Source organism: Pseudomonas sp. FSO-7, assembly GCF_059579345.1.
In genome coordinates, this window is the sequence record NZ_CM184193.1 from 4355109 (window position 1) to 4376777 (window position 21669).

Below are 21669 nucleotides of genomic sequence, written 5' to 3' on the forward strand. Positions count from 1 at the left end.
GGCGGCGCAGCGGATCGGTTGGGTCGTCCTTATTGGCCATGGCCGGGCTCCAGGTGTTCATGGGCCTTGGACGCTTCCAGCCACGGCGCGAACAGACGAGTCGCCAGGGGCATGCACACGTACACCACCGAAAGCACGATGGTCACGGTGATCAGAAACGTGGCGACCACGTAGTTGGACAGAAACGCGTGGAGTTGCAACAGCGGGCCCCAGAGCAACGGCACCAGCAAGGTATGCGGCAAGATGACCAGCAGCGTCACCACCGATTGCTTCCAGCGCGGCGGTGGGGTCGCGGCATCGGCCAGCGGGGCGAACCAGAACTCCTTGTACGAGGCGACTTCGGTCTGGTCGCCATCGGCCAGCAGCGGCGCGGCCTCTTCCACCAGCTCGCGGCGCTCGGGCGAATCCAGCCAGCGTTGCATGGCCTCGCTGGAGCAGAACCGCAGCACACACGTGAACAGCGACAAACCGCCCTGCTTGCCCCGCACCACATCCACCCCCAGATGCCCCGGCCACTGGCCAGCCACGCTGACGATGCGCCGCAACCAGGCTTCATAGGCACCGTCCTGGCCAGCCTTGATTCGGTGCTTGACCACCAGGGTGACGATTTCGTCGAAGCCGGGCCGGGATGGGCTCGCGGAGGATTCAACAGCTTGAGATTCAGGCATGGCGCAGCACTCCATCAAAACGCGCGTTCAACGCCAGGCGCCCAGGCCCGGCAATGAACACGCTGGTAAATACAATCAGCAGCAACCAGCCGAACTGGCCTTCTTCCAGGCTCCACTGCGGGTGCACCACCAGCAGCGCCACGGCCAGCAAAAACAGGATCGGCAGGCACGCCAGGCGCACCAGCACACCGGCCATGATCAGCAGCGGACACAGCACTTCGGCGAAAATCGCCAGGATCAGGGTTGGCGCCGCGCCGAGGTGAAACGGGTCTTCTATGCGGGTCAGCTCGACGCTGTAGTGCAACAGCTTCGGCAGCCCATGGACCCACAGCAGGAACAACCCGCCGCTCAGGCGCAGGAACAACAAGCCCAGGTCCTGCAATGGACGCTCATCGGTCATGTTCATCGGTGGGCTCCGTCTGTAGCAGCCGAGGCGGCGGTCGGCAGTGGTTGGGACATGTGACTGGCAATGCGCGAACGCAGCCAGCGCTCGGCCGGGTCGTTGTCATGCACGCCGCTCCAGACCATCGACAGTTCGGCGGCATTGATCTCGAACGGCGGGTCCTCGGCACGCAGCGCGCAGCCTTCCACCAGCGCGCAGGCGGCATAGTCGGGCACGGTGGCGATCAGCTCGGTGCCGGCCAGCAAGGCTCGCAGGCCGCTGAATTGCGGCACCGCCAGCACCACTTTGCGGCTGCGGCCGATACGGGCCAGGTCCAGGTCGATGTTGCCGCTCAGGTCGCCCGAAAACGAAACCATGGCGTGGGGCCGCGAGCAGTACTCGTCCAGGGTCAGCGGCCCCGGGCGCTTGTCGCCGCGCAAGACCTTGCATGGAATGTCCCGTAGTTTCTTGCGCTTGGCATTGGCCGGCAGATCGGTGGTGTAGCTCACGCCGACGCTGATTTCACCGCTGGCCAGCAGCGACGACATCAGCAGGAAATTGGCCCGGCGCACCACCACGATGATCCCCGGCGCCTCTTCGCGCAGTTGACTGAGCAATGGAGGAAACAGGCCGAATTCGGCGTCGTCGGACAGCCCGATGCGAAACACGTCGCAACTGGTGGAGGGGTCGAACGCCTTGGCCCGGCTGACCGCGCCGGAGATGGTGTCCATGGCCGGTTGCAGCTCTCGCAGGATCGCCAGGGCACGCGGGGTCGGTTCCATGCCACGACCGTGACGGATCAGCAACGGATCATCGAACAGATCCCGCAGCCGCCCCAGCGCCGCGCTCACCGCCGGCTGGCCCATGAACAGCTTTTCGGCGACGCGGGTCAGGTTTTTCTCGAACATCAGCGCCTCGAAGATCACCAGCAGGTTCATGTCGAGACGGCGTAAATCGTTGCGGTTCATGGGTGTTGTTCCTGTTGAATGCCAATCCTGTGAGAGCGAGCTTGCTCGCGATAGCGGTGGGTCAGTTGGCAATTGATGTTTGCTGTACCGGCCTCTTCGCGAGCAAGCTCGCTCCCACAGGTTAGTGCCTGGTCAACCCTGGATGAACGCCAGCAGGTCGGCGTTCAGCCGATCCTTGTGGGTGTCGGTCAGGCCATGAGGCGCACCCGGGTAGACCAGCAGCTGCGAATTCTTCAGCAACTTGGCGGCGGCGATGCCGGCGGTTTCGATGGGGACCACCTGGTCGTCATCGCCATGGACCACCAGGGTCGGCACGTCGATATTGCGCAGGTCTTCGGAAAGATCGGTCTCCGAGAACGCCTTGATGCAGTCGTAGGCGTTCTTGTGGCCGGCGAGCATGCCCTGCATCCAGAACCAGTCGATCATGCCTTGGGAGACTTTGGCGCCTGGACGGTTGGCGCCGAAAAACGCGCTGGCCACATCTTTGTATAGCTGAGAACGGTCGGCCAGGGAGGCCTGGCGGAACCCGTCGAACACTTCGATGGGCAAGCCGCCAGGGTTGGCCGCGGTCCTGACCATCAGCGGCGTCACCGCCGAGATCAGGCCAAGCTTGGCGACACGGGCAGCGCCATGGCGACCGATGTAGCGCGCCACTTCGCCACCGCCGGTGGAGAAACCGAGCAGCACCGCGTCCTTCAAGTCCAGGCGTTCGATCAGCTCGGCCAGGTCATCGGCGTAAGTGTCCATGTCGTTGCCGTCCCAAGGCTGGCTGGAACGCCCGTGCCCACGGCGGTCATGGGCGATCACCCGATAGCCGTTGGACGCCAGGAACATCATCTGCGCCTCCCAACTGTCCGAGTTCAACGGCCAGCCGTGGCTGAAGACCACCGGTTGACCAGTGCCCCAATCCTTGTAGTAGATCTCGGTGCCGTCGCGGGTGATGAAGGTGCTCATGACAGGATTCCTTGAGGTGGGTGGATCGCTTTATGGTCCGGTCAGAGAGGGTTTGGGCGTGAGTTAAACGTTGTTAATTTTTTTGGAACTGGCGTGCTTTTGTGACGAGGGCGCTTGCTCCCGCTGGGCTGCGCAGCAGCCCCAGGACTGTCACTTTGGTGTGCCAGATTGATTGGGCTGGAGACCTTTTGGGGCCGCTTCGCGACCCAGCGGGAGCAAGCTCCTTCGCCACAGAGCTCGGCGGCTGGAAGGCTGGGAGTAGAGCCTGCGCCGTTGCGCTTGAAGCCAAACCTGAGGAATATGCTCGGGTAAAGCCCAGGCATCGGGACCAGAACATTGAGAGCACCATGAGCCAATACCTCAGCCTGCCCGTCGAACAGACGGTGCATTTCGGCCCTTACCGGGTCCATCCGCGCCAGCGCCTGGTGCTGGAGGGCGAGCAACCGTTGCGCCTGGGACGGCGGGCCGTGGAGATTCTGCTGGTGTTGCTCGAACACGCAGGCGAGGTGGTGAGCAAGCAGCAGCTGATCGCCCGGGTCTGGCCCAGGAGCGTGGTGGAAGACACCAACCTGCGCGTACACGTCGCGGCCCTGCGCAAGGCTCTCGGGGACGGCCAGGCCGGGCAGCGCTACATCGTCACCGTGGCGCAGCGCGGCTACAGTTTTGTCGCGCCGCTTTCATTCGAATCCCTCGACCCCTTGGCGCGCATTCCTCATCCGTCCCTGGCGCGCAACCTGCCGCTGCAGCGCACGCGCCTGATCGGACGCCAGGCCCTGGTGGAAAACCTGGTGGCCCAGTTGCCACGAAAGCGCTTCATTACCCTGGTCGGCACCGGCGGCATCGGCAAGACCACCGTTGCCCTGCGGGCCGCTGAACGGCTGATCGGCCACTACCGTGACGGCACCCACCTGCTGGACCTCGCGTCGCTCAACGATGCGGCCATGATCGTCCCCAACCTGTGCGCATTGCTCGACTTGCCACTGCAGGACGGTGATCCACCGGATACCATCGCCCGGCAGCTCAAAGAGCGGCATCTGCTGCTGGTGATCGACAACTGCGAGCACCTGATCGACGCCATCGCCCAGCTCAGCGAAACCTTGCTGCGCGGTGCCCCTCACCTGCACATCCTGGCCACCAGCCGCGAAGGCCTGCGCGCCGAAGGCGAATACGTGCAACGCCTGGATGCCCTGGCATTCCCGCCCCGGGAAATGCCCATCGAGGGTTATCCCGCCCTGGAGTACCCGGCGCTGCAACTGTTTGCCGAGCGTGCAATGGCCAGCCTTGACGACTTCGAACTGACCGACCGCGAGGTTCCGTTGGTGGTCGACATCTGCCAGCGGCTGGACGGCATTCCCCTGGCCATCGAACTGGCCGCCGGACAACTCGGCCGCTTCACCCTCGAAGCACTGCACCGGCAACTGCAAGACAGCGTCGCCCTGCTCCACAACGACACCGACGCCGCCCCGCGCCAACAGACCCTGCGCGCCACGCTGGACTGGAGCTTCGCGCTGCTCACGGCCTGCGAGCAGACCTGCCTGCGGCGGCTGGCGGTGTTCATGGGCAGTTTCAACCTGGCCTCGGCCGCGGCGGTGATCGTCGGCCAGCATGTCGCGCCCGAGCAGGTGCTGGTATCGGTCAGCCAGTTAGTCGCCAAATCGTTGCTCAACGTCGAGATCGGCGATGAAGAGGTGCGCTATCGCCTGCTGGACACCACCCGCCGCTACGCCTTGGAAAAGCTGGCCGAAGCCGGGGAACTGGCGGCCAGCCAGGAACGTCACGCCGAGCGCTGCCTGGCGCTCATGGGCCAAGCGGAAAACGATTGGGAGAACACCCCTACCCGACTGTGGATCGCGCGCTACGCCGACTATCGCGACGACATCCGCGCGGCGCTCGACCGAGGCCTTGGCCCGCAGGGTTCACACGCCGTGGCGATCCGCCTGACCGCCCGCACCCTGCCCCTCTGGCAGGAGCTGTCGCTGCTCAAGGAGCACGGGCTCTACGTCAACAAGGCGCTGCGATTGTTGCGGGCCAGCCCCACGCCATGCCCACGCTTGACCCTGGCCCTGGAACTGGCCCACGCCAGTTTCAACTACCACACCGAGGGTGGCACGCCTGCCACGGTCCGTGCCTTCGCCACCGCCCGGCAACTGGCCCGGCAATGCCAGGACCTGGCCGGCGAGTTGCGGGCCGTGTCCGGGCAAATGACCGTGGACCTCAGCTGCGGCAACTACCAACAGGCCCTGGAACACAGCCTGGATTTCGACCGGCTGGGTTTGCAGGGCGACCCGACCCTGTCCTTGAGCACCCAACGCCTGCGGGTGCTGGCGCTGCATTTCACCGGCGACCAGGGCGCGTCGCGGCGCGAGGCCGAACAGGTAATCCAGCGCCTGGCCCAGAGCGGCCACCTCAGCCGCTTCAGCCACGGCTTCGGCGTGCAATACGACCAGAGCGTGGCCGCGCTGACGATTCTGGCGCGCATCCTCTGGCTGCAAGGTTTTGCCGAGAAAGCCCGGCGCACCGCCAACCTGGCGTTGCAGATCGCCTTACAGATCAACCACGGCATTTCGATCTGCTACACCTTGGCGATAACCGGTTGCGTGATCGCCCACTACATCGGCGATTACCCGACCACCCGGAAAAGGCTCGACCTGTTGAAGCAGCAGGCCAAGAAACATTCGGTGATGCTGTTCCATGACTGGGCCTGCCATTACGACAGCGCACTCGATGGTCTGCCTCTGGAGACGAGCCCGACAAACGGGCTGATCCAGGACATCGCCGTCACCCTGCGCCCTGACTTTGTCAGCCCGACACAACTGGAACGGGCCCGCAGTGGCGCCGCGGGCTGGTGTTCGGCGGAGATCCTGCGGGCCGGCGCCGAAACCTGGCTGGCCCGGAACGACCCCTCCCTGGAAGACGCCGCGGAAGCGCAACTGCTGGCCGCCCTGAACGTCGCCCGTCGTCAGCATGCCCTGGCTTGGGAACTGCGCAGCGCCACGTCCCTGGCCCGCTTGTGGCAACGTCGCGGGCAAATGCAAGCCGCGCAGGAGCTGCTCGGACCGGTCTACCGACGCTTCAGCGAGGGGTTCGACACCCCCGACTTAATGGAGGCCGACGCGCTGCTCCAGAGCTTGACTCGCCGGCTGGGGCCTTGAATGGCGCGTGCCCCAGGCGCCTTGCAGCACGTAACGCCGATGGAACACGGGCCACTGACCACTGCGCCGCAATTTATCCATGGCATAGGCGCGCGTGGTGTGCAGCAGTCTAAAACGTCCTCCTTCGGCCAGCGGTTCGACCATCAGCAATGACACACTCGCCAGCCGCGACAGCAACGAGGGCAATTGCTCGACACTCAGTTCAGCGCAACTGATCACGGCCAGCGCCGCCCTGAGCGTAAACGGCCCCTCGAACACCGCCAGGCGCTGGAACACGGTTTGTTCGTCAGCGCTCAAACGCTCGACACTCGAATCCAGCACGGCCTCCAGGCTTCGATGCCGGGCCACCGCCGTACGCCGTCCATGGCTCAAGAGTGACAAGCCGTAATCCAATTGTTCGAGGACCCCGGCCAGCCCCAAGGCATCGACCTGGGCCGCCGCCAGCTCCAACGCCAGCGGCAAGCCGTCCAGGCGCTGGCAGATCTGTGCCAGGATCAGCCAGTCGCGGCCATGGGGCTGGAAACCCTGTTGCCGGGCGCCCACCCGCTCGATCAGCAACTGCACCGCCGGGCACGCGACGACCTGGTGCTCGGGCTCCAGGGGCGAGGCCACGGCCAAGCCCGGCAGCGGCACGATTTTTTCGCCCGGCAGGGCCAGGGGCTCGCGGCTGCTGCACAACAGCGACACCCCCGGCGCTGCCGTAGCCAGTGCCTGGGCCAATTCCCGACAGGCATCGAGCACATGCTCGCAACCGTCGAGCACCAGCAACAGGCGGCAGGACTCAAGGCACTGGCCCAAAGAACCGGACGCCAGGCCCAGCGTGCTGGCCACCCGCGCCGTCACCTGTGAGGGATCGCTGACGGCCGCCAGGTCAACGAACCAGGCCCCATCGTCAAAGTGCTCGAGCAGCAACTCCGCCACCCGCAACACCACGGTGGTCTTGCCAACCCCGCCGGGGCCACTCACGGTGGTCAGGGCTTGACGGGGCACTTGCGCCAACAGCCGTCCCAGGACTCTGTCGCGGCCGACCACCGGGCTCAAGCGCGTGGGCAGGTTGTGGCGCTCGGCCCTGGGCCTGAAAGGCGAATCAACGCCTCCTTGCACCACCAGGGGCATCGCCAGGCAATAGCCTTGTCGCGGATGGTTGAGGATATAACGAGCGCCGTCCCGCCCGTCGCCGAAGGCCCGCCGCAGCGCCGCGATGTGCACCCGCAGGTTGATGGCTTCCACGACGCTGTCAGGCCAGACGTGGGCGATGAGGGTTTGCTTGCTGACGTATTGACCGGCGTGCTCCACCAGTACCTGCAGAACATCCAGGGCCCGGCCACCCAGCGCGAGGGGTTGGCCGTCACGGGTGACCAGCCGCTGCTGGCGGTAGAAGGCGAACGGACCGAAGCTCACCGCCGGCTCACTATCGGGTTTGACGAAACTGTTCATGGGCGATCCAGCGCCGGATAACCGGTGCGGGCGTCAGCGTGCGGGTCACCGAACACGTTTGCCCTGGCTCCTGCGCATCCTTTCCAAAGGGTTCGCCGTTATCTTGGCAGGCGCAGGCTTCAGGACAATGCTGGCACTGGGAGCGCCACGGACATCACGGTGCCCTGGACGGACACCGACGCCTCAACTGAACTGCTGACGATATTGCACCGGGGTCAAGCCGAGCTTTTCACCGAACAAAAAGCGCATGTGCCGCACACTGCCGAAGCCGCTGCGAAACGCCACGGTCTTGAGCGGCAGGTCGGTGGTTTCCAGCAGATGACGCGCCCGGTCGATGCGCGCGCCCTGCAGGAACTCCATAGGCGTCATCTTCACTTCACGGGCAAAGACCCGGGCGAAATGCCGCGCGCTCATGGCGGCCAAGGCGGCCATGCGCTCAATGGTGAAAGGCTCTTCCAGATGCTCCATCACGTGGTTCTGCACCCGGGTAATGGCCGATTCCTGCGTCGACACCGCCGCCACCGAGGGGCTGAACTGCGCCTGGCCGCCCTGGCGCTTCATCACCACCAGCAGCACCTTGGCCACGTCCAACGCGACTTTGCGGCCATGGTCCTGGGCGACGATGGCCAGGGCCAGGTCGATCCCGGCGGTGACGCCGCCCGAGGTAATCAAACGCCGGTCTTGCAGGAAGATTTTGTCGGTTTCCACCAGGGCCTTGGGGAAACGTTGTATCAGCCGTTCGGTGTAATGCCAGTGGGTGGTGACGCGATAACCGTCGAGCAAGCCCGCCTCACCGAGCACGAAAGCGCCGGTGCAGATGGAACCGTAGCGCGTTGCCCGTTGCGCCGCGGCCCGCAGCCAGGTGTGCAGCCCCGGATGCCGGTCGTTATAGGCCCCCGGCCCGCCCGGCACCAGCAACACGTCATAGGCTGCCCAGGCCTGGTCGATATGGATATCGGCCTGCACCGCCACGCCGTTGGACGCTCGCAATGGCCCGCGCTCGGTTCCCAGGGTCAGCAGTTGATAACGCAGGTCCGCTTCGAGGTAACGGTTGGCGATGGAAAACACTTCGAGAGGCCCGGCCATGTCGAGCAGCAAAAAATCCGGGAACAGCACCATTGCAACGGTTTTCATTAAAAAGACGCCAAAAAAATCCAGAAACTGTAAATGCCCCCTGTGGGAGCGAGCTTGCTCGCGATAGCGTTGGACCAGCCAGCATCAAGGTAACTGGCATACCTCTATCGCGAGCAAGCTCGCTCCCACAGGTTTTGTGTAGCGTAAACGCCTCAACATTATGGCGAAGCAAAGCGACTGCTGGTGACATTTGAGCATTGTCCACCCAAAACGGACAGTCTTTCGTTTTTCACCTGCTTATTGAACATCTGGATAACCATTAACCTTCTTCTGAACCCGGCGAACGGCCCCAGCCGCCGCCCATAGACATCAGGAGAATTCATCATGCTGACCCTTCGCAAAGCTTCGGACCGCGGCATTGCCCGTCACGGCTGGCTGACCTCGTTCCACACCTTCTCGTTCGCCAGTTACCGTGACCTCAACGAACAGGGCTTCTCCGACCTGCTGGTCATCAACGACGACCGGGTCGCCGCGGCCAAGGGGTTCGGCCAGCATCCCCACCGGGACATGGAGATCTTTTCCTATGTGCTCGAAGGGGCGCTGGAACACAAGGACACCCTGGGCACGGGCTCGGTCATTCGCCCCGGTGACGTGCAGTTGATGAGCGCCGGCAGCGGTGTGGCCCACAGCGAGTTCAACCACAGTGCGGACGAGCCGGTGCACTTCCTGCAGATCTGGATCGTGCCCAACGTCAGCGGCGCCACGCCACGCTATCAACAGGAGCATTTCAGCCGTGAGCAGAAACAGGGTCGCCTGCAATTGATCATCTCCCCGGATGGCGCCGACGGCTCGCTCCAGGTGCGCCAGGATGCACGGGTCTACGCCGGGCTGTTCGATGGCGAGCAAAACGCCACCCTGACCCTCGCACCGGATCGTTATGCTTACGTGCACGTGGCCCGAGGCGCTGTCGAGCTCAACGGCGTGCAACTGCAGGAAGGCGATGGCGTGCGGGTGCGCGAGGAGCAGGTCCTGACCTTGAGTCACGGCCAGGATGCCGAGGTGCTGGTGTTCGATCTGCGGCCGCAGGAACTGCCACAGATGCCATGAAACACCCTTTAACCCCTAGGGGCTATGAAGACCTGTGGGAGCGAGCTTGCTCGCGATGGCGTCAGGTCAGCCGATAAGCATGTAGCTGACCCTCCGCTATCGCGAGCAAGCTCGCTCCCACAATGGGTTTTTAATAGTGGGTCTTTCACAACGGCGCCTCCACATTGAATGGGTGGCCGCCCCCGACACTTCACTCATTCTCCAGCGCAAACACCTCGACAATCTCATCAATCACCGCCCGCACCCGCGCGGTATGACGCAGGTCCGCATGGGTGACCAGCCAGACCTCGTAAGGCAGCGGCCGCGTGCGCTCCGGCCAGATCCTCAGCAACCCGTCACGCTCCCCCATGTACAGCGGGATTTCCCCGACACCGATGCCCGCGGCAATCGACCGGCGCACCAACAGGCTCGAACTCAGGCTGGCCACGATCCGCCCGCGATTGATCGGCTCCGAGACCAGGGTGAAAATCCTTGCTGCCCTGCCAGTACGGCTGATAAACCACCAGGTCATGCCCGTCGAACTCGCTGCCGGGCGACGGTACGCCACGGGCATCGACATAGGCTTGGGACGCAAACAATCCGACCGGCCAACGGGCGATTCGCCGAGCGATCAGGTCGGGGTTGTCGGGCCGGGTGTTACGCACGGCGATGTCCGTTTCGCGCTTGACCAGGCTGAGGATCTGCGTGGACGCATCCAGTTGCACGCGCACGTCGGGGTGGCGCCCATGCAGGCTGGCAATGGCCGGAATCAGGAAGTCGATGGCCAATGAGTCGGTGGTGGCGACCCGGACATTGCCGATCAGGCGATCATCCAGGCCCTGTATCCGGCGCTCCAGCTCCAGCGCCGAATGCTCCATCTTCTCCACCGCCTCGAGCGCCGCCTCGCCGACGGCCGTCAATGCGTAGCCGTCGGAGGTTCGCAGGAACAACGCGGCATCCAGGGACCTCTCCAGCGCCGTGACGCGCCGCCCCACCGTCGCCTGATCCACCCCCAGTACCCGCGCTGCACCGCGCAAGGTCGACGCTCGGCAGACGGCCAGAAACACCCGCGCATCATCCCAATTCATTCGCCCTCCACTGATGCATACATGCATCACTATGACGCTAAATCGCTGCACAAACGCAGCAACGATAGCCGATATGCTGGGCGCAATAAACCTTTCACAGGATCGCTGTCATGACCCCTTCATCCGCTGCGCTCGACTCACCTCCCACAGGCATCTGGCTGCCCATCTTCGCCGGCCTTTGCGCCAGCCTCGTCAGCATCGGCCTGGCACGTTTCGCCTATACGCCACTGATCCCGGCATTGATCGAGGCTCGTTGGTTTTCTGCCAACGACGTGGTCTACCTGGGGGCGGCGAACCTGGTCGGTTATCTGATCGGCGCCCTGCTCGGCCGTCCCATGGCCCACCGACTGGGCAACAGGAACGCGTTGCGGCTAATGATGCTCGTGGTGACCGGCGCATTTTTCGCCTGTGCCTTCCCGGTGTCGGTGACCTGGTATTTCGCCTGGCGGCTGCTGTCGGGGATCGCCGGCGGCGCGATCATGGTGCTGGTGGCGGCGACTGTATTGCCCCATGTACCGGCGGCACGCAGAGGTTTGGCCAGTGGCGCGATTTTCCTGGGCATCGGCCTTGGCATCGCCGGTTCAGGAACGATTGTGCCGCCGCTGTTGAGCCTGGGCCTGTCATCCACCTGGCTGGGGCTTGGCGCCCTGTCGCTGGCATTGACCGGGTTGAGCTGGTTTGGCTGGCCCCGGGACACGGTGCAGGTGACAACCAGCGCTGCGCCCGACGAGCCCATGCCCCCCGCGGTTCTCCAGTTGTTCGCCCAGTATGCGTTCATGGCCGCCGGGCTCGTGCCTGCGATGGTCTTTTTGGTCGACTACGTGGCGCGCGGCCTCGGTGCCGGGGCGCATGTCGGGGCCATGGTCTGGGTGATGTATGGCCTCGGAGCGATTATCGGGCCGGTGAGCTATGGTTTTCTCGCTGATCACCTCGGCGCGCGCAAGAGCATTCGACTGGTCCTGGCCGTGCAAGCGATTGCCCTCGGCTTGCTGGCGATTTCACACACCTTCATGACACTGGCCCTGCTGGCCGTGATCATCGGCTCATTTCCACCGGGCATCGTGCCCTTGGCGCTGGCCCGGGTGCATGAACTGGTGCCCAACCATCATCGCCAACAACTGGCCTGGAGCCGGGCCACTGTTTCGTTCGCCACCTTCCAGGCGGTGGCCGGGTTTGCCTACTCGGCCCTGTTCAATGCCAGTGGCGGACACCACGCGTCGCTTTTCCTGATCTCCGCCGGAGCGATTCTTTTTGCGTTGATGCTCGATTTTATTTCGTGGCGGAAAAACGCCCGAAAGTCCTGAAGTCATGATTCTCGAAGCACCTCAGACGAAAAACATCTAAAAAAAGTCAGGCGATCGGGCGATTTCAAGCTTTGATCTAATGGAGCTGCGGCGCGTCTCGAAGTGAGGCTCACAGTCATCTGAATGCGTTTGTCTGTTGCCGCGTGCAAGGGGAACCTATAAAGTTCCCGAAATGATTCATTTTATGACAAACGGTCATTGATGGCGCTCCGGCGCAAATTGACCTAACGCCTGAGCCTAGGCAAAATGATTTCACTTTGCCACCGATTCTCTCCTGACTTGCTTATTCACGGAAGAAAGCATGAAAACCGTCCTATGCCTTGCTTTACTCTCGATTGCGTGCAGTGCAACTGCGGACGTCCAGAACATTAAATATATGTATGATGATTCGGATGCCGTGTACTCCATCATCTCGTCTGTCGACAGCGGTTCAGCCATCCAGGCCACCGTACGGAGATCGGGGGCTTACTTCACCAACTACACGAAACTGGAACTCGACTGCGCCAGCCGCAATGTACGGCACATGGGGATGTACAACAGCCTCGCAGCGCTGGAAAAAGCCCAGTTCGACCAGATGCAAGAGCGAATCATCGACGGCTCGATAGCCGATGAAGTAGGTAAGGTGCTGTGCAAGAACACGACCTTGACCGCTTCGCAAGCAACTCCGCAAACCGAAGACCTGCCCACCGAAACAAAAACCGGCGATAAAAGCTGATTTGTGTCCGTGTCGCGGGAGCTTGCTCCCGCTGAGCTGCGCAGCCCTCCCGGCTCCAAAAACTCACTTCCTGATCCGGCAGCGGCTTTAGCGCAAGGCTTGTTTGCGCTCTGATTTCGAACGGTAGCTGCCAGGCGGCACACCAAAGAAATCCCGGAAACGACGCTGGAAGTGCGGCGAACTGACAAAGCCTGTCGCCACGGCGATTTCGGTCACGGACCGATTGGTTTGCTGGATGAGTTGGCGGGCCCGCGTCAGGCGCAGCTCCAGGTAATAGCGCGTGGGGGTCGCGCCGAGAAAACTGCAGAACCTTCGTTCCAACTGGCGCTTGGAAATCTTCACGCACGCCGCCAGCTCATCGATGGTCAAGGGTTCCTCTACGTTCTGCCACATCAGCTCCAACGCCAACTTGAGGCTTTCCGGCAGCGTCGGGTCGGTCTCGACGAAAACCGGCGGCAAGTCCGTCGCATCGTCGCCTGACTCATCACAACGCAGAATTTCCTCGATGGCCCCCACCAGCGCCGCTCCACCCGTCTGGCGAATCAACTGGAGCATCATGCGCAACGAACTGTTGGCGCCCGCGCAACTGACCCGCTCCCGATCAACCACATAGGCCCGACTGGACACCTTCACATGGGGAAACACCTCCGCCATCATGGCGCGGCTTTCCGGATGGACAGCGCATTCGAAGCCATCCAGCAGATTGGCATCGGCAACAAAAAAGGCACCGTTCCACAATCCGCCCAGGATCGCCCCGGACGCCGCATTGGCGCGCAGCTTGCGGCGCAGCAAGGGGTGGCCTTGCAGTTTCACGCGAAAGCCCCCGGCGACGATCAACACGTCCTGGTTTTCCGGCATCTGCGCCAGTTCGATGTCCGTCGAGATGACAATGCCCAGGTCGCTCGTCACCTGCCCGCCAGATACCCCCACCGTCAGCACCTCGTAGAGGGGCCTGTCGCTCATCAGGTTGGCGGTCACCAGCGCATCCACCGCACCGGTGAAGGACATCATCGAGAAGTTGTCCATCAATACAAACGCGACGCGGATCGGCGCCTGGCTGGCGGGCGCCGCGCCGAGCGGGCGATAAGCCATGTTCTTGTTTTTGAGTACGCTCTCGAATGCGCTTGGCATAGGGCCTCGTTAATACATTAAAGACGATGAGGATTTGCTGCACGTGGGTGCCCTGAACCCCTGGGCGAAGGCGCAGGGCAAACCACGCTATCTTCCAGACTAGTCAAGCCGGCTGCTATCGCGCCTGCGCCGTCTACCGATCGTCCCGCGCCAAAATGGCAAGCCTCAAGTGCCTACGACTTTGGTCGATACACTGGCAGTAGGCATGGGCGCTTTTCCCTTCCAGAGACTCGCAACGCCAACCACTGCTGTTTCCGCCGCTCCAACACTTAAAATATTCCGCGGGAGAAGTCATGAATATCAAACAGAAGCTGACATGGGCGTTCGCGGCCATCGCCTGCCTTCCGGTTATCCTGGTGGCGGTGCTTGTCGTGCTGAACCTGCGCGACGCCGCAAAAGCCAACTTCCTGGACAGCAGCGGCCGTGAAATCCGCCAGATCGACAACGGCATGAAGCAGTTCTTCGACGGTATCAGCCAGAACGTCGAATTCTTCGCCAAGGACCCTCGGATCGTCGCAGCCAAGGATCTGAAAAACTACTCGGGTGCCGACGCCGCACAAATTCCTCTTCCTGAGAGCAACAAACAGCTTTTGGAGATCTTCGACAGATTCGCCAAGAGCCATCCGACCACCGCCTATCTTTCCGTAGGCCTGGCCGACGGCGGCTATGCCAGTTGGCCGGACGACCCGAAAATCTCCAACTACGACCCACGGGTGCGTCCATGGTACAAGGCCGCCATCGCCGCGCCGGGCACCACCGTGCGCACAGACGCGTATTACTGGGCGCCAGATGATGTGTCACTGATCGGCATCGTGCATACGGTTTCAGACGCCGCCGGCAAACTGGTGGGTGTGGTCGGCCTGGACGTGTCGCTCAAACAACTGACCGAACTGGTCAAGAACATCAAGCTGGGCGAGAGCGGCTACCTGATGCTGGTGGAAGCCAACGGCAACGTCCTGGTGGACGCCGCCGATGCCAAGCACAACTTCAAACCGCTGGCCGACCTGGGCCCCAACTATGCCGAGCTGGCCAAAAGCAGCGATGGCGTGACCCAAATCGAGATCGACGGCGTGCCCTACATGGCCAACGTGGTCAGTTCCAAAGGGTTGGGCTGGCGCTTCATCGGCCTGATCAAGCGCGATGAAGTGATGGCCGAGGCCTCGAGTCTGACTTGGCTGATCGCCGCCATCGCCGCCGCGCTGGCCGTGGTCTTCGCCGTGGTCGGCGCCAGTTTCGCCAGCGTCATCGTGCGGCCGATCCGCGGTGTTGCCAACGGCCTGCAGGAAATCGCCGAAGGTGAAGGCGACCTCACCCGCAAACTCTCGGTGCAAGGCAAGGACGAAACGGCCACCCTGGCGGGCTGGTTCAACCAGTTCCTGGGCATGATCGCGCAACTGATGCAGCGCATCGGCAGCGCCTCTTCCGACCTGCAAACCGCCGCGGCCGATACCAGCCACGTGGCCCAGAACATGAACGATGCAGCCGGGCGCCAGCGTCAGGCCGTGGAGTTGGTGAGCACCGCGTTCAACGAAATGGTCGCCACCGCCAACGAAGTGGCCCGCTCGTGCAGCCAGGCCGCCTCCAGTGCGGACGAAGGTTATCGCGACGTACACGACGGCCAGCATCACATCGGCGAAGCCACGGGCAGCGTGCTGAAACTGAGCGAGGACCTGCAGAAGTCGACCCAGACCATGCAAGCGTTGGAGCAGGACAGCAAGAACATCAACACCATCCTCGACACCATTCGCTCGATTGCCGAACAGACCAACCTGCTGGCTCTCAACGCCGCTATCGAAGCCGCGCGCGCCGGCGATCAGGGTCGTGGGTTCGCCGTGGTAGCCGACGAAGTCCGGGCTCTGGCCCGCCGCACCGCCGATTCTACCGGTGAGATCGACAGCCTGCTGGGCAACCTCGCGCGGCGCACCCAGGAAGTCACCCAGCAGATGCAAAGCAGCCTGCAGGTGTCGCAAACCAGCGTGGAACGCATCCAACAGGCCCGCGACAGTTTCGACAAGATCCGCATCTCGGTGGACTCGATCCGCGACCAGAACACCCAGATCGCCACGGCCGCAGAGGAACAGCACCAGGTGGCCGAAGACATCAACCGGCACATCGCGCAGATCCATACCGACGCACAATTGGTCGAGGAATTCGCCCATTCGGCGCAGACCGGTTCGGGGCGCTTGACCGATATTTCCGGGCAGCTCAAAGGACTGGTGGGGCGGTTCAAGTTCTAGATGATTTGGGGTGATGAGCCAGGGACGGCTCGCCGCTCAGGACGCCACGAACGAAAAGCCGCAACGGGTCGCACTGCGCTCATATTCCAGAACACACGCATAGTCAGCCTCACTGGCCGGCAGCACTTCCCTGATAGCCAGCGTTCGAGAAACCTCAGGCAGTTGGCTCAAGGCTTCATTCATTGCGTTCCTGATTGAATCTGCATCCGCGGCCGTTCGACGCATCGAGGTTATGTAAGGCAGACAGGGACTGCGCGCACTTCGCGCCAGGATCCTCAGGCCTTCGATCTCGTCACTGTTATCTCTCGCAAGATAGTCGTAGGTGACGCTGTCGATAGAAGCCAAATCACCGTCGCGATCTTTCAGCCTTCGCATGCTCTCTCTGTGCGATCCGGTGAAGGTTAGTCTTGAGAAAAAACCACGGTCACTGATCCCGGCAAGCGTATGGCGCAATAGATTCATTCCTGAATTGGAATCCTGGGCGTTGATCAGCCCATGACTGCCCTGGAAACCCGCCAGATCCGTCACGGCCGAATCAGCTCTACAAAGCAGCAAACTGCAATGGTCACCGCCCGAGCTATGGGCAAGCTCATAACTCGGGCGCCCGATCAGCCTCACCTTTCCCCGCAGCGAAGTGACTAACGGATAGCCACAGGTCTGGGACAACAAGAGGTCTGGAGAAAGCCAATGGGACGTTGGATCAACCATTTGCTCTTGCTCGCGGTGCTCGCCCAAAATCGCCAGGACGCGTTGGAGCCAGGCTTCCTGTGCCTGTAAAACCCTGGCGGGAGCGAGGTACATGGAGAAATCGCTGGTCATATGAAATCCAATTAAAGGACTGTTATTGAGGCTTGGCGCTGATCACAGCAGGAAGCTGTTAGCCGGCTTTTTCAAGCCCAAGCGATCCCTGAGCGTCCCGGGTTCATATTCCTTGCGGAAAACCCCTTTGGCTTGCAGCAAAGGCACCACGCCACCCGTGAATGTTTCGAAGTCGGTCGGCAAGAACGGAAACATGAGGTTGTAGCCATCGACAGCGTTCGACTCGTATAACGCTGAAAGCCTATCGGCTATATGCTCCGCCGTTCCGATCAGTAGCCAGGTACTGGAACTCTTGACCAACCGGCGCCCTATTTCGCGGATAGACAAGGAAGGATCGTACTTCTTGAGCAGGGCCAGCTCAGTTCGAATGCCATCAAATTCAGACTCATCCGGCAACGCTGGCAATGGGCCGTCCGGCGATAGCCCTGTCAAGTCGAGACGGGTGTAGCTGGAGACCAGATCAATCGCCACGGCATCGATAATGAGGCTGTCCTCCAGTTGCTGACGTCGCTCCTCCTCAGTCTCATCCTTTAGAACCACCGGAAGCACACCGGTAATGATTTTCAGATCACTGGAATGCCTGCCCTTCAACTCGAGTCGGCGATTCAAATCGGCCCTATACGCCAGTCCTTCTTCGACCGTATTGATGAAACAGAAATGCACGTCCGCGTGGGCCGCGGCCAGGTTCCTGCCCGCTTCGGAAGACCCCGCCTGGGCAAGAACGGGATGCCCTTGAGGTGGACGCGGCACATTAAGCGGGCCACGCACGCTGAAATGTGCCCCTTTGTGATTGATCGGGTGAATTTTCGATGGATCGGCAAAATCGCCGGTGCCCTTGTCAAACTCAAGCGCGCCGTCCTCCCAGGAATCCCAAAGCTGTTTGACGACACGAATGAACTCATCGGCCCGCAGATAACGATCGCCGTGTTTCGTCACGCCTGACAATCCGAAATTCGAAGCCTCCTCTTCCAGCCAGGAAGTCACGATATTCCAGCTGGCTCGCCCTGCGCTGAGGTAGTCCAGCGATGCAAAATACCGCGAGAGGTTGAAGGGTTCGTTATAGGACGTTGAAGCGGTGCCCATCAGCCCGATGTGTTCGGTCACTGCAGCCAGTGCGGACAAGAGCGTAATGGGTTCAAGCCGGGCATTGGCATAGTGCCTCAACCCGCTGGCCACGGAATCCCAGACCGCCACGTGATCGGCGACAAAAACTGCGTCAAACTTCGCCGCCTCGGCCGCCTGCACCAGTTTTACGTAGTAACCCAACGTCAGTATTTCCCCGGTCGGCGACAGCCGGTGGCGCCAGGAAAAACGATGGTCCCCTTGGGGGTTAAAAAAGAACAAATTCAAAATCATACTTTTATTGGACATGACGCCTCCGCGACCTTACCGACATCGCATTCATTTTCAGTGGGTCGTCTTGACGGTATTTTCGGCGACCCATTGCGCCGCGACTTTTGCTGGATCCTTGTGATCGATATCAACAAGACGATTGAGCTGCTTGAGGTCGTCATCGGTCAGTTTTGCGGAAACTTCGTTGAGCACCTTGGTGACTTCCGGGGTGAGCAACGCCTTGCGTCCCAGTGGCGTGATGTTTTGCAGGGGTTGTTGATGCTTGTCGTCCTCGAGCACAACCCAAGGTTCTTTCGCCAGGATGCCTTGCGTGGAGACGACCGTGGCGACGTCGATAGCGCCTGAATTCAACGCCAGCCGTGACAAGGGCCCGCCCATGTCCAGGGATTTGACGCTCTTGAAATTGATGCCGTAGACCGCCTTCAACCCAGGCAGGCCCAATGCAGAAGTGACGACTTCCGGTGGCCCACCCAACGTCAAATCAGCTGAGACAGGCGCCAGGTCGGACAAGGTGTGCAAGTTGTACTTTTCCGCGGTTTTTTTAGTGACGGCCCAAGCGGTAATAGAGCCCGCGGCGGAAGGCTCAAGCAACTGCAGGTCCGCTGGTAACTTCTGTTGCAAGGCGCTGACGATCTCCTTTTGGCTGGTCAGGGCGGTCTTGTCGTCATAAAAGCTCAGCAGTGATCCTATGTATTCGGGTACAACGTCGACATCCCCATTTTCCAAGGCCTTGGCGATGATCTGGCGATTCCCCAGATTTAACCGGGTCTTGACCTCAATCCCTTCATTTTTCAGGGCTGACGCATAAATGTTTGCGAGAATGGTCTGCTCGGAAAAATTGGCGCCTCCTATGGTGATGGATTGAGCACTGGCAAACGTGCTCCCCACCAGCAGACCTAATCCCAGCAACAGTGAAACCGAGTGCGTTGACCGAGCCTTGAAACGTTGTTTATTTTTCATTTGGTTTGCACCTCTGCAGAATTAATACGCACTTTCAAATACCCCTGATCACGTCACGTTCAGCTCAACATCGCCTGCTCGCCACTTTCGAACCATGAAGGTTTCAATCATTGAACATACCCACTCGCTGACAATCGCAAGTGCCGACACCACCAATGCACCGCCAATAATTTGCGGTGTATCGTTGCGACCCAGTCCGTCGATGAGAAATCTGCCCAGCCCACCGAATCCCGCGTAGGCGGCGATAGTTGCCGTTGCAATAAGTTGCACCAAAGCCGATCTGAAACCCGAAAAAATCAGCGGAAAGGCCAAAGGCAGCTCAAGCTGAATAAATGTCTGCCCTCTACGCATCCCCATGGATGTGGCCGCACTTTTCAACGACGAATCCACCTGATCGATGCCGACATAGGTGTTGGTTAATATCGGCGGTATGCTCATGACAACCAACGCGATAATGACCGTGCTGGTTTCATAGCCAATCACCATGATTGCCAGTATCACAATGCCGAGAGAAGGCAATGCGCGGCCAAGATTGAACACCCCTATCGCCAGGTTTGCACCTTTGCGGTAGTTGGCCATGAGTACGCCGAGCGGCAGCGCTATCGCACAAGCAATAGCAATGCTTAAAGACACATAATAGATATGCTCTGCCAGCCGAGTCAGTATCCCGTTTTCACCCAACCAATTTTCAGGAAGAGAAAACCAACGGTAGACACCTGCGATCATGTTCATTAGCGCACCCAAGGGACCAACCATTGATTGATTGAATAAAACAGAAAATCAAAACACAGCGCCAACCCCACCGTCAGAACCAAGCTGACCACCACAGGCGTAGTGAAACTTTGAGCCAACCCGGTAATGAACAACTGCCCCAGCCCACCTTGACCAATTAACGCAGTAACAGTCACCAACCCGACCAAAGTAACTGATGTCGTTCGCAGCCCAGCCAATAACGAAGGTAGCGCCAGTGGAAGTTCAACACCCAGGAATCTCTGCATGCGCGTATACCCCAGCGCACGGGCTTCCTCCAGGACGTCCGGGGGATTACTGGCAAGCCCCGCCAAGGTGTTCTGTAAAATAATCAGCAAGGAATACAGACTCAGCCCAATAACCGATGTGGCCTTGGACAAACCGGTAAAAGGCATTATCAAAATAAACAGTGCCAGGGAAGGAAGGGTGAACAATATCCCGCTGACATAAATCATGGGCCGAGCCAAGACAGGCTTCCACAGTGTCAAGAGCACCATGGCGCCCGCCACCAGCGTGCCTATACAAAGGCCCAGTGTGACCAACTGAATGTGATCCAATAACAACTGAACAATCGCTTGCCAATTATCGACAATCCACGCCCCATCCATCATTGCAGGCTTCCAGGTCGGGATCCGCTCAAGGCGTTATAAAGAGACTCAATCGAGATGCGACCTTCGTAACCTCCCGCCTCATCCACCCGCACTACAACTCCGTTTGGGGCACTGAGGATTTTCACCAATGCGTGATGCAATGAGTCATTTATCGTAACGGTTGCCAGTTCTGGAGCGGGTACCGTTGATTCACTGTCCATTTCCGCCGGAAGATCGGCGACTTTCATCAGCGTCAGTCTTTTCAATAAAGGGTCTTTCCCAATAAACCCCTTCACGAATTCGCTAGCAGGATGGGCCAGGATATTGTGAGGAGTGTCGAACTGAACAAGCCTCCCTTCCCCCTCAAATATCGCAATCCGGTCGCCGACCTTGATCGCCTCCTCCATGTCATGCGTGACCAGAATGATGGTCTTGTGCAAACGCCGCTGGAGCCCCACCAGCTCATCCTGCAAATCGCTCGCGTATCACTGGATCCAGCGCGGCAAAGGGCTCATCCATCAAGACAACGGGCGGGTCGGAGGCCAGCGCCCGCGCCAGCGCGACACGGCTTTGCTGCCCGCCCGATAACTGGTTGGGGTATCGATCGAGAAATTCCGGCTGAAGTCCGACCAGGGAAATGAGCTCGCTCACGCGCTGGCGGATTTCAGGCTTGCCCCAGCCCAAGAGCCGCGGTACAGCGCCGATATTTTCTGCAACGGTTTGATGAGGAAATAAGGCAGAACTCTGCATCATGAAACCAATGCCACGGCGTAACGTAACGACGTCAAGCTCATCGGTCGCGACCCCATTTACACAGATGCGGCCACTGTCCTGGGTATCCAGCCTATTGATCATTCGCAAAATGGTGGTTTTGCCGCAACCGCTTGGCCCGACAAATACGCAGATCTCACCCTCCCGGACATGAAGCGTCAAATCGCTCACGGCCATTCGCGGGCTGCCTTTATGAGTTTTCTTGATGGCTTCAAAACGTATCATTTTCC

General features: G+C 60.8%; 19 protein-coding genes and 2 pseudogenes. 6 read left to right on the top strand and 15 right to left on the bottom strand.

The features are described 5' to 3' along the window. Positions 1-29: 29 nt before the first annotated feature. The 4 genes from AC515T_RS18875 to AC515T_RS18890 form a co-directional block, all read right to left on the bottom strand. Complete coding sequence (locus AC515T_RS18875) at positions 30-668, bottom strand: antibiotic biosynthesis monooxygenase (RefSeq protein ID WP_496529573.1); 639 nt, start codon at positions 666-668, stop codon at positions 30-32. Then, complete coding sequence (locus AC515T_RS18880) at positions 661-1074, bottom strand: DoxX family protein (RefSeq protein ID WP_122568495.1); 414 nt, start codon at positions 1072-1074, stop codon at positions 661-663. Before AC515T_RS18880 ends, AC515T_RS18875 begins: the two co-directional genes overlap by 8 nt. Continuing rightward, positions 1071-2018, bottom strand: coding sequence for a LysR family transcriptional regulator (locus tag AC515T_RS18885; protein WP_496529574.1), 948 nt, complete (start codon positions 2016-2018; stop codon positions 1071-1073). The genes AC515T_RS18880 and AC515T_RS18885 overlap by 4 nt, the downstream gene beginning before the upstream one ends. A 132-nt stretch (positions 2019-2150) precedes the next feature. Next, positions 2151-2972: an alpha/beta fold hydrolase gene (locus AC515T_RS18890; protein WP_496529575.1), complete on the bottom strand. Its 822-nt coding sequence runs from the start codon at positions 2970-2972 to the stop codon at positions 2151-2153. A gap of 347 nt (positions 2973-3319) precedes the next feature. On the opposite strand from AC515T_RS18890, the gene AC515T_RS18895 reads away from it, so the two are divergent. Further along, on the top strand, positions 3320-6124 hold the full coding sequence (locus AC515T_RS18895; RefSeq protein ID WP_496529576.1) for an ATP-binding protein: 2805 nt from the start codon (positions 3320-3322) through the stop codon (positions 6122-6124). Here the strand turns inward: AC515T_RS18895 and AC515T_RS18900 are convergent. Beyond that, the gene (locus AC515T_RS18900; RefSeq protein WP_496529577.1) at positions 6071-7561 is read right to left on the bottom strand and encodes an ATP-binding protein; all 1491 of its coding nucleotides are present in this window, start codon (positions 7559-7561) and stop codon (positions 6071-6073) included. The two genes, AC515T_RS18895 and AC515T_RS18900, sit on opposite strands and share 54 nt — an antisense overlap. Before the next feature lie 183 nt (positions 7562-7744). Further along, positions 7745-8695, bottom strand: a complete 951-nt coding sequence (locus AC515T_RS18905; RefSeq protein WP_496529578.1) for a GlxA family transcriptional regulator — start codon at positions 8693-8695, stop codon at positions 7745-7747. 324 nt (positions 8696-9019) lie between these two features. Here AC515T_RS18905 and AC515T_RS18910 point away from each other — a divergent pair, with 324 nt between their 5' ends. Beyond that, positions 9020-9742: a pirin family protein gene (locus tag AC515T_RS18910; protein ID WP_496529579.1), complete on the top strand. Its 723-nt coding sequence runs from the start codon at positions 9020-9022 to the stop codon at positions 9740-9742. A 190-nt stretch (positions 9743-9932) separates the two neighbouring features. Here AC515T_RS18910 and AC515T_RS18915 read toward each other — a convergent pair. After that, positions 9933-10809 (bottom strand): annotated as a pseudogene (locus AC515T_RS18915) (LysR family transcriptional regulator). Positions 10810-10919: 110 nt separating this feature from the next. On the opposite strand from AC515T_RS18915, the gene AC515T_RS18920 reads away from it, so the two are divergent. After that, entirely contained in the window at positions 10920-12113 is a 1194-nt protein-coding gene (locus tag AC515T_RS18920; protein WP_496529580.1) for a YbfB/YjiJ family MFS transporter, read from the top strand. Positions 12114-12414: 301 nt separating this feature from the next. Next, positions 12415-12828: a hypothetical protein gene (locus AC515T_RS18925; RefSeq protein WP_496529581.1), complete on the top strand. Its 414-nt coding sequence runs from the start codon at positions 12415-12417 to the stop codon at positions 12826-12828. Positions 12829-12915: 87 nt separating this feature from the next. Here AC515T_RS18925 and AC515T_RS18930 read toward each other — a convergent pair whose 3' ends face one another. Continuing rightward, positions 12916-13959 carry a GlxA family transcriptional regulator gene (locus AC515T_RS18930; protein WP_496529582.1) on the bottom strand — a complete coding sequence of 348 codons (1044 nt, stop codon included), beginning with the start codon at positions 13957-13959 and terminating at the stop codon, positions 12916-12918. Between the two features lie 293 nt (positions 13960-14252). On the opposite strand from AC515T_RS18930, the pseudogene AC515T_RS18935 reads away from it, so the two are divergent. Together AC515T_RS18935 and AC515T_RS18940 are read left to right on the top strand one after the other, a co-directional pair. Next, positions 14253-15335: pseudogene (locus AC515T_RS18935) on the top strand (HAMP domain-containing protein); the annotation flags it as partial. Positions 15336-15428: 93 nt separating this feature from the next. Continuing rightward, positions 15429-16196: a methyl-accepting chemotaxis protein gene (locus tag AC515T_RS18940; protein WP_496533162.1), complete on the top strand. Its 768-nt coding sequence runs from the start codon at positions 15429-15431 to the stop codon at positions 16194-16196. A gap of 36 nt (positions 16197-16232) precedes the next feature. Here AC515T_RS18940 and AC515T_RS18945 read toward each other — a convergent pair whose 3' ends face one another. From AC515T_RS18945 to AC515T_RS18975, 7 genes are read right to left on the bottom strand one after another with little or no spacing between them, the layout of a single operon-like run. Next, positions 16233-17015: a phosphate/phosphite/phosphonate ABC transporter substrate-binding protein gene (locus AC515T_RS18945; RefSeq protein ID WP_496529583.1), complete on the bottom strand. Its 783-nt coding sequence runs from the start codon at positions 17013-17015 to the stop codon at positions 16233-16235. 42 nt (positions 17016-17057) lie between these two features. Next, positions 17058-18386 carry an LLM class flavin-dependent oxidoreductase gene (locus AC515T_RS18950; RefSeq protein WP_496529584.1) on the bottom strand — a complete coding sequence of 443 codons (1329 nt, stop codon included), beginning with the start codon at positions 18384-18386 and terminating at the stop codon, positions 17058-17060. Positions 18387-18422: 36 nt separating this feature from the next. Next, complete coding sequence (locus AC515T_RS18955) at positions 18423-19328, bottom strand: ABC transporter substrate-binding protein (RefSeq protein ID WP_496529585.1); 906 nt, start codon at positions 19326-19328, stop codon at positions 18423-18425. 48 nt (positions 19329-19376) lie between these two features. Then, positions 19377-20060, bottom strand: coding sequence for an ABC transporter permease (locus AC515T_RS18960; protein WP_496529586.1), 684 nt, complete (start codon positions 20058-20060; stop codon positions 19377-19379). Continuing rightward, on the bottom strand, positions 20060-20689 hold the full coding sequence (locus AC515T_RS18965) for an ABC transporter permease (protein WP_496529587.1): 630 nt from the start codon (positions 20687-20689) through the stop codon (positions 20060-20062). Before AC515T_RS18965 ends, AC515T_RS18960 begins: the two co-directional genes overlap by 1 nt. Next, positions 20686-21141, bottom strand: coding sequence for a hypothetical protein (locus tag AC515T_RS18970; protein WP_496529588.1), 456 nt, complete (start codon positions 21139-21141; stop codon positions 20686-20688). Before AC515T_RS18970 ends, AC515T_RS18965 begins: the two co-directional genes overlap by 4 nt. Next, positions 21131-21664, bottom strand: coding sequence for an ATP-binding cassette domain-containing protein (locus AC515T_RS18975; protein WP_496529589.1), 534 nt, complete (start codon positions 21662-21664; stop codon positions 21131-21133). The genes AC515T_RS18970 and AC515T_RS18975 overlap by 11 nt, the downstream gene beginning before the upstream one ends. Positions 21665-21669 lie beyond the last annotated feature (5 nt).